The sequence below is a fragment of the Cupriavidus phytohabitans genome (assembly GCF_000426345.1).
Classification (GTDB): domain Bacteria; phylum Pseudomonadota; class Gammaproteobacteria; order Burkholderiales; family Burkholderiaceae; genus Cupriavidus.
In genome coordinates this window covers 41,770-50,399 of the sequence record NZ_AUFE01000047.1, presented here as the reverse complement: position 1 = coordinate 50,399, position 8,630 = coordinate 41,770, and the positions used below count along the sequence as shown (strand labels likewise).

Annotated in this window: 7 protein-coding genes; 3 read left to right on the top strand and 4 right to left on the bottom strand. The window is 66.1% G+C overall.

Annotated features, from left to right (window positions below; genetic code table 11):
• Positions 1–390 precede the first annotated feature (390 nt).
• The 3 genes from K309_RS0125635 to K309_RS0125625 are packed head-to-tail and all read right to left on the bottom strand — an operon-like array spanning position 391 to position 3,902.
• Entirely contained in the window at positions 391–2,037 is a 1,647-nt protein-coding gene (locus K309_RS0125635; protein WP_029049056.1) for a fatty acid--CoA ligase, read from the bottom strand.
• 23 nt (positions 2,038–2,060) lie between these two features.
• A complete protein-coding gene (locus tag K309_RS0125630; RefSeq protein WP_029049055.1) occupies positions 2,061–2,909 on the bottom strand; it encodes a TauD/TfdA dioxygenase family protein in 849 nt (282 codons plus the stop codon).
• A 12-nt stretch (positions 2,910–2,921) separates the two neighbouring features.
• Positions 2,922–3,902, bottom strand: coding sequence for a quinone oxidoreductase family protein (locus K309_RS0125625; RefSeq protein WP_029049054.1), 981 nt, complete (start codon positions 3,900–3,902; stop codon positions 2,922–2,924).
• Between the two features lie 191 nt (positions 3,903–4,093).
• Between K309_RS0125625 and K309_RS37435 the strand changes: the two genes are divergently transcribed.
• Both K309_RS37435 and K309_RS0125615 read left to right on the top strand, forming a co-directional pair.
• The gene (locus tag K309_RS37435; protein WP_035878382.1) at positions 4,094–5,116 is read left to right on the top strand and encodes an AraC family transcriptional regulator; all 1,023 of its coding nucleotides are present in this window, start codon (positions 4,094–4,096) and stop codon (positions 5,114–5,116) included.
• Positions 5,117–5,164: 48 nt separating this feature from the next.
• Entirely contained in the window at positions 5,165–6,181 is a 1,017-nt protein-coding gene (locus K309_RS0125615) for an AraC family transcriptional regulator (RefSeq protein WP_029049053.1), read from the top strand.
• Between the two features lie 18 nt (positions 6,182–6,199).
• Here K309_RS0125615 and K309_RS0125610 read toward each other — a convergent pair whose 3' ends face one another.
• Positions 6,200–6,682 (bottom strand): VOC family protein, encoded by a 483-nt coding sequence (locus tag K309_RS0125610; RefSeq protein WP_029049052.1) that lies wholly within the window; start codon positions 6,680–6,682, stop codon positions 6,200–6,202.
• Between the two features lie 503 nt (positions 6,683–7,185).
• Here K309_RS0125610 and K309_RS0125605 point away from each other — a divergent pair.
• Positions 7,186–8,586 carry a hypothetical protein gene (locus tag K309_RS0125605; protein ID WP_029049051.1) on the top strand — a complete coding sequence of 467 codons (1,401 nt, stop codon included), beginning with the start codon at positions 7,186–7,188 and terminating at the stop codon, positions 8,584–8,586.
• Positions 8,587–8,630: the final 44 nt, after the last annotated feature.

The following is an 8,630-nucleotide window of genomic DNA, read 5'->3' as shown; positions in this document are numbered from 1 at the left end:
AACTACTTCGACCTCTGCTGACTTCTCGCTCCGGCTCGACGCCGTTGCCCTTTCAGGCATGAGGCGAGATCTCCCCAGGTAAGAACGCACTCCTTCGCTGCGCAGCCGCCGGATTTACGCCGCCTCCCCTTGATCACGAGAACTTCGCGGCTTTTTGCCCGCTCGTCCTGGTCGGCACCGCCTTCTATCCGGTTCGTGTCCCTCGGCTCGCAGCTTCGCTCCACGCTTCCTCCCCACGATCGGTCGCCCTTTCGCAGTTGCGCTTCGCTTCGTTCGCTGTGATCAACTTACGGTGGGACTTGCACCCACAAGAGTGCGCCCATGCTGGGCGCACAAAAAAAAGCGCCAGTCCCCGCCTAAGGACTGGCGCCGAGCTCCTTACCTTCCCTCTCAGGCTGCGTCTTCCCGCAGCTGCTTCTTGTTGATCTTGCCGACGCTGGTCTTCGGGATTGCCTCGACAAACGTGATGCGGTCGGCTTCGGGCACCGCATACTTGCTGATGCGCTGCGACGCCACGTGTCCCAGCAGATGCCCGCGGACCTGCTCCGCATCCACGTCAACACCCGGCTTGCGCACCACGAAGGCCATCGGCCGCTCGCCCCACCGGGCATCGGGGACGCCGATCACGGCGCACTCCAGCACGCCGGGCACTTCGGTGATCAGGTTCTCCACCTCGATCGACGATACCCACTCGCCGCCGGTCTTGATCACGTCCTTGATGCGGTCGACGATCTGCACGAAGCCGTCCTCGCCCATCACCGCGACGTCCTGGGTATGCAGGTAGCCGCCGGCCCACAGCTCTTCCGATGCCGCCGGCTTGCCGAAGTACGCCTTGGTCAGGAACGGCGCGCGCAGCACGATCTCGCCGCGGCTCTTGCCGTCGTGCGGCAGATCCTGCATGTCTTCGCTGACGATGCGGTAATCGACCAGTGTCACCGGCCGGCCGGTGGAGCAGCGCATGCGGACTTCCTCGGCGCGGTCCTTCGGCGCGCGCCCTGGCGGCAGCTGCGCCAGCGACACGATCGGGCCGGTTTCAGACATACCGTAGCCGGCGAAGATGTCGATGCCGCGCGCCAGTGCCGCCTCGCACAGCGCGGGCGGCAGCGCCGATCCACCGATGATGATCTTCCACCCTGACAGGTCCGGCTTGCCGTCGGCAGACGCCTGCAACAGCATCTGCAGGATGGTCGGCACGCAGTGCGAGAACGTGACCTTCTCCGTCTCGCGCAGCTTCAGCAGCTGGTCGGGCACGTAGCGGCCCGGCAGCACCGTGCGCAGTCCCAGCATCACGGCGATATACGGAATGCCCCATGCCAGCACGTGGAACATCGGCGTGATCGGCATGTAGACATCCTCGCGATGCATGCGCTGCCCTTCGCGCGGCGAGCACAGGCTGGTCGCCGACGCCAGCGTGTGCAGCACGATCTCGCGGTGGCTGTAGCAGACCCCCTTCGGGTCGCCGGTGGTGCCGGTCGTATAGAAGGTGGCGGCCTTGGTGTTCTCGTCGAAGTCCGTGAACTCGAAGTCGGCCGACGCCTGCGCCAGCAGCGCCTCGTACTCGCCGGCGAACGGCACGCTGGTCTTCGGCACGTCCTGGCCATCGGCCAGCAGCACGAAGCGCGGGTTGCCGGTGAGCTGCGGGCGGATCTGCTCGATCACGGGCAGGAAGTCCGGATGGACCAGCACGATCTCGGCGGCGGCATCGTTGAGCGTATAGAGGATCTGCTGGGGCGACAGCCGCACATTCACGGTGAACAGCGTGGCCCCCATCATCGGCACGCCGAAATAGCATTCCAGGTAGCGGTGGCTGTCCCAGTCCATCACGGCGACGGTGCTGCCATGGCGGATGTCCAGCGCGGCCAGTGCCGAGGCCAGCTTGCCGATGCGGTGGCGGAAGTCGCGGAAGGTATAGCGCATCTCGCCGCGATAGCTGATTTCCTGGTCGCCGTAGAGGCTCAGGGCATTGGTCAGCAGCTGCTTGACCAGCAGCGGATAGGCGTAGGCCGACTTGGCCGGGGTGATCAGGTTGTCTTGCATGCTCGTTTGCTCAAAGCAATTGTTCAGTACGGCCGCGTGCCGATGATGCCGGCCCGCTCCATCTTGCGGTGGCAGGGCGGATAGTCCATCACCGCGTAGTGCTGTGTGGCGGTGTTGTCCCAGATCGCCACGCTGTCGGGCGCCCAGCGCCAGCGCACCTGGTACTCGGGGATATAGGCCTGGCTCACCAGGTAGCGCAGCAGGTCGGCGGCGCCCGGATTGGCGTCCTGCCCGAAGCGCACGCGCGCGGCGGTGTGGTAGTTGGTGAAATGCGTGGTGAAGGCGTTGACGTAGAGCACCTTCTCGCCGGTGTCCGGGTGCGTGCGCACGACCGGATGCTCGGCGTCAGGATACTGAGCCTTCAGCGCCAGGCGCTTCTCGATCGGCATGGCGGCGCCGAAGCTGGCTTCGATGCTGTGGCGCGCGCGCAGGTCGGCGATCTCTGCCTTGATGTGGTCGGGCAGCCGTTCGTACGCCAGCGCCATGTTCGCCCACATGGTGTCGCCGCCGACCGGCGGGCATTCCACGCAGCGCAGCACGGCACCGAACTGCGGCGCCTCGCGCCACGTGGTGTCGGAATGCCAGGCGTTCTCGTAGCGGTCGTTCGGCTGGTCGGGCGTCTTGTAGATGCGCACCAGGCCCGGGTGCTCCGGATCGCTGCCGGCCACCGGATGGTCCTCCAGTTCGCCGAAGCGGCTGGCGAAGGCAACATGCTCGGCCCGGCTGAGCTTCTGGTCACGCAGGAACAGCACGCGGTGCTGCAGCAGCAGCGCGCGGATCTCGGCGAACAAGCCGTCGTCGCGCACGGCATCGGCCAGGTTGACGCCGATCAGTTCGGCGCCCAGCGCGCAAGTGAGTTGTTGGACTCGCATGGCATTGGCTCCTCAGATGACAAAGATCGACGAACCGGTGGTCTTGCGCGACTCCAGGTCGTGGTGCGCCTGCACCGCATCTTCGAGCGCGTAGCGCTGGTTGATCTCGATCCGGATGCGGCCAGCGCCCACGTGGTCGAACAACTCCCCGGCCAGCTGTGACTTCTCGGCGGGATCGAAGATGTAGTCGGCCAGCGCCGGGCGCGTCAGGAACAGCGACCCCTTCATCGCCAGCAGCACCGGGTCGAACGGCGGGATCGGGCCGGAGGCAGTGCCTACGCAGACCATGGTGCCGCGGCGCCGGAGCGAATCCAGCGACGCCGCGAAAGTGTTCTTGCCGACGCTGTCGAACACCACCGCCACGCCGACACCGTCGGTCAGCTCGCGCACACGCTTGGCCACGTCTTCATGGCTGTAATTGATGATGTGGTCGCAGCCATGGGCGCGGGCCACTTCGGCCTTGGCCTCGCTTGACACCGTACCGATCACGGTAAGGCCCAGCAGCTTGGCCCATTGCGAGACGATCAGTCCCACGCCGCCTGCCGCCGCGTGCAGCAGGATGGTGTCGCCGGGCTGGAATGCATGGATGCGGCGCATCAGGTAGGCGGAAGTCAGGCCGCGCATGGTCATGGCCGCGGCGGTCTCGAAGCCGATGGTGTCGGGCAGGCGGATCAGCGGCGCCGCCGGCACCAGGCGCTCGGTGCTGTAGGCCCCCAGCGTGTTGATGAAGCCGGTATACGTGACGCGATCGCCCACGGCGACGTTGGTCACCCCCGGCCCGATGGCCTGCACCACGCCCGCGGCTTCGACGCCCATGCCGGACGGCAGTGGCACCGGATACGTGCCGTTGCGGAAGTAGGTGTCGGCGTAGTTAAGGCCCACCGCCACGTGGCGGATGCGCACCTGCCCTGCACCGGGATCTCCCACCTGCGCGTCTTCGTAACGCAATACCTCCGGGCCGCCAGTCTCATACATGCGGACGATCTTTGCCATGCAATTGTCTCCTTGGAACACTGCGGCACCAGCGTGTGCCGCCTATGCATGCAATGTAGGTCGCCGCGGCCCCGGCAGCTTTGCAATAGGCACCAGCCGCTTTGCATTTCATGCCAACCGCGCATATCATGCCGGGCAAAGACCATGCGGCAGCCCCAGGCAAGCCCGCCGCCATAAGCAGGGAGACAACATTGGACACGCTGGTACGTGCCGCGGCACTGACCAATTTCTTTGAAGTGGCCAGCGAACTTGGCCTCAATACGCAGCCTTTGCTGCGCACCGCCAGGCTCAGCCGGGCGCTTCTCGCGGATCCGGACCAGCGCATTCCGGTGAGCGCCTGCGCCACCCTGCTGGAAGCCGCCGCCAAGGCCGCGGACTGCCCGACCTTCGGGCTGCGCATGGCGGAATCGCGGCAGCTTTCGGACTTTGGCGTGATGAGCCTGCTGATCAGCCAGCAACCCACGCTGCGCGCGGCGCTCGCCACGATCATCCGCTACCGGCACCTGGTCAACGAATCGGTGTCGATCCTGCTGGAAGAGGCCGGCGGCGCGGTCATCATCCGCCAGGAAATCGTGCTGGACCAGCCTTCGCGCCAGGGCACCGAGCTGGCGCTGGGCGTGGTGTTCCGCCTGTGCCGGGCCTTGCTGGGCTCGCATTGGCGCCCATTAAGCATCAACTTCACGCACCCGGCGCCCGACGACCAGCGCGTCCACCGGCGCCTGTTCGGCTGCCCGCTGGAGTTCGACAGCGAATTCAACGGCATCGTGTGCCGGGCAGCCGACCTCGACGCGCCCAATCCCACCGGCGATCCGGCGATGGCGCGCTATGCCGAGCGCTTTGTCGACACGCTGCCGCGCATCAACGCGCCCAGCATCGGCCGGGACGTACGCAACGCCGTCTACCTGATGCTGCCGATGGGCCGCGCCACCTGCGAAGGCGTGGCGCAGGGGCTGGGACTGAGCCTGCGCACCATGCAGCGCCAGCTCGACGAAGCCGGCGAAACCTTCACCGATATCCTCAATGAAGTGCGGCGCGAACTGGCGCTACGCTATGTGGAGAACCCGCAATACGCCATGTTGCGGGTGGCAGAGCTGCTGGGATACAGCTCGGCCAGCACCTTCACGCGCTGGTTCTCGATCCAGTTCGGCGAACCGCCGCTGGCATGGCGCCGGCGGCACGCGCATCCTGCGGGCTCTGAGGGAGTGCGGCGATGAGCGCGAGCACTTCGGACCGCTTGCATTTCGCGACACTGGGATAACGCGATGTCCTACTATCTGCGCAGCGCCAGCCTTACCAACTACGTCGAAGTGGCCCGCGCCGTCGGCCTGGATCCGCACCAGCAGATGCGCGCCGCCAAGATCAGCCGCGACGTGCTGCTCGATCCCGATATCCGCATCCCCGCAGCGCTGGTGGGACGGCTGCTGGATGCCTCGGCACGCGCCGCGCAGGTGGACGACTTCGGCCTGCGCATGGCGGAGCTGCGCCAGTTCTCGAACCTCGGGCCGCTGGCCTTCGTGGTGCGCGAGCAGCCCACGCTGCGTCGCGCGCTGGAGTCCATGGTGCGGTACATGGGCCTGCAAAACGAATCGCTGGCCATGCGCCTGGAGGAATCCGAAGGACTGGTCATCATCCGGCTCCATGTCCTGAGCGAGGAGTCCGGCGTGCTGCGCCAGGCCACCGACCTCGCCGTGGGCGTGATGTTCCGCATGCTGAGCCTGTTCCTGGGCACCTCATGGCGCCCGCGCAGCATCTGCTTTACCCACCCGGCACCCGCGAGCGTGGCGACCTGCATGCGGGTGTTCGGCATCGAGCCGCTGTTCAACCAGGACTTCGACGGCATCGTCTGCGCCGCCGCCGACCTGGAGGCCCCGCTGCCGTCCTACGATCCGGCGATGGCGGGCCAGGTCAAGCGTTACCTCGGCAGCCTCCTGGCCCAGGCCAATGCCACCGCGCCGGACAAGGTGCGCAAGCTGGTCTACGTGCTGCTGCCAACCGGCATGTGCTCGGTGGACCGGGTGGCCCAGCATCTCGGCGTGGACCGGCGCACCATCCACCGCCGCCTGGCGCGCGAGCAGACCAGCTATTCCGAGATCCTGAACCAGGTGCGAGCGGGGCTGGTGGTCGGCTATATCGAGAACCCCGACAGGCCGCTGTCGGAGGTGGCGACGCTGCTGGGATTTACTTCACTGAGTACGTTTTCGCGCTGGTTCAGCGGCGAGTTTGGCTGCAGTGTGTCGAAGTGGCGGTCACAGCAGGCACAGCAGGCACAGCACGCGTAGGGGCGCGGGGCGCCGGCATCACGCCCCCCGCCGGGCCGCCTCGATTTTTGCGATATCGATTTTCCGCATCGTCATCATGGCGTCGAACGCGCGCTTGGCTGCCGCGCGATCGGGGTCGGTGTACGCCGCGGTAAGCGCGCGCGGGGTGATCTGCCAGGACACTCCCCACCGGTCCTTGCACCAGCCGCATTCGCTTTCCTGGCCGCCATTGCCGACAATCGCATTCCACAAGCGGTCGGTCTCGGCCTGGTCGTCCGTCGCGATCTGAAATGAGAAGGCCTCGCTGTGCTTGAAATGAGGGCCGCCGTTCAGGCCGATGCAGGGAATGCCGGCAACGGTGAACTCGACTGTCAGGACATCGCCTTCCTTGCCGTCGGGATAGTCGCCAGGGGCGCGATGGACGGCCTTGACAGCGCTGTCGGGGAAGGTCTCGGCATAGAAGTTCGCGGCATCCAGCGCGTCGCGGTTGTACCACAAACAGATCGTATTCTTGCTCGGCATGGTGTGTCTCCTGGAAAGGTGAGCACGGGCATCCGTGGTCGTCGAACACTCAAGAGCGTCCGCCGGGCACGGTTTGCCGGTCGTCCGCCTCAGGGGTCGATATTAGCCCTATCTTGTCGCCCACCCAATGTGGAGAAAAAGCCACGCCGCGCAGTGCGTGCCTCGAAACGCCCTCTCTATCCCCGCCACTGCGGCCGGCGCTTTTCCACGAATGCCGCAATGCCCTCCTTCGCACCACCGACCATGCGGCACATTTCTTATCGTGAAAGCGTCGCTTATTGCCTTTGCAGGGATCCATGACCGTCGCCTATCCTGTCCTAACCGGCAGATTAATCTGTGCGGTACCAGACATAGCAGAACAATAACAAGGGGATATTCCCCAAAAGCGGGCTGATGCGAGAAGCGCGCGCCGTCCGCGCGACCGGCCTGGCTGGAGTCAAGGGGATGCAACCATCGCACGCGGTGCTGTAGCGGCCGCGGGCGAGATACTCCATTGACAAAACATGGCCGATGCATTCCTGTTCAGCAAGCCGTTCACGTTTCTCGCCTGTCCCGGCATGTCCGAGGTCAGGGCCGGCGTCGATGCGCTCGAATCCCTGCCCGGGCATATGTTCTGGCTCGAGAACGAAGACTTCATCCGCCACGTCCACGTGCCGGACTTCCTCGCGCAGAGCCGTGCCGCGCTCGAAGCGGTGATGCCCGGCGGGGCCGCGCTGGTCGACGCGAAGGCCGATGAGATCCGGCGCAGCACACATCTCATCCCTGCCTTGCAGCGCCTCGATGCGGAAGCGGCCGCCGCCGCCCACTCGTATTGCTACTGGCACTATTCCGCCGACGTACTCGGACGCTCGCAAGGCATTCCGCGCAGCGCAATCGAGCGCCAGTTCGACCGCGCGGTCGCGCCGCGCGACGGTGCGCACAAGCTGGAATGGATCTGCCCGTGCTGCGACGGCCAGGCGCACTATCAGGTCGATGGACTGCTTGCATCGCAACGCGCCTCGCGCCAGGGTGGCTTTTCGGTGGAATGCCCGCACTGCGGGCACCGGGAACGCCTCTATGCCGGCTTCCTGCACGCGGGCCGCCTGGAGTGTCATTGCAGCGTCTGCACCAGCTTTATCCAGACGCTGGCAGGCCAGCTTGCCAGGCCCGCGCGCAAGCTGGCGGGCGGCCTGGAAGCATTTGCCTGGAAGCAGGCCGCCGATACCGTCGCGGAGATCCACGAACTCAAGGAAGCCGCCTTGCAGCGGCTGGCGCGGGGCGACAGCCCTTCGGACAACGCGATGGCATTTGCGCTTGCCGTGCAGGCGGACAGCGGCCGCCCCCTTCCGGATATCCTCGGCCAGATCGATCCCACGCTCGACGGGAGGTTCGACAAGAACCCTCGCGTGTGGGCCCTGCTGTGCGAGCTGCTGCAGGAAGGCGTGCTCGACTGCCAATGCACGATCTACGACCAGGAAGGGCGCCAGCAGGTGGCGCTGGAGCTTGCGTTGCTCGACGACGACCCGGCCGCGGCCAACCCCGCGGCCCAGGAGCAGCTCGGTACGCTGCTGAAGGGCTACCAGCCATCGGAGCGCGACGCCTTCATCGGCTGGCTGCAGGCGCTGAAGGGCTTGCGGCTGTGCGCGGCGCGTTTCAATGTCGCCGTCGACGTGTCCTGGAAGACCAGCGTCGAGCATTGCCGCATCCTGACCGCGCGGCAACCGGACAGCGTGGCCGCTCCCGGCACGCATGCCAGCGCCGCCCCGCAGCGCTTGCAGCCCACGCGGCGCCTGCGGCGCCCGGAACGGCCGGTGTACCTGGATGCCGAACTGGAGGCAGTGCAGCTGTTGAAGTCCCTCGGGTATATCGTGTTCAGTCCGGAGGATATCCGGTCGCAACATGACCATCTGGAAGACATTTCGTAGCCCCCCGCTGAACTGAGACTGGACGTCATCGGCGCGCTCCGAAG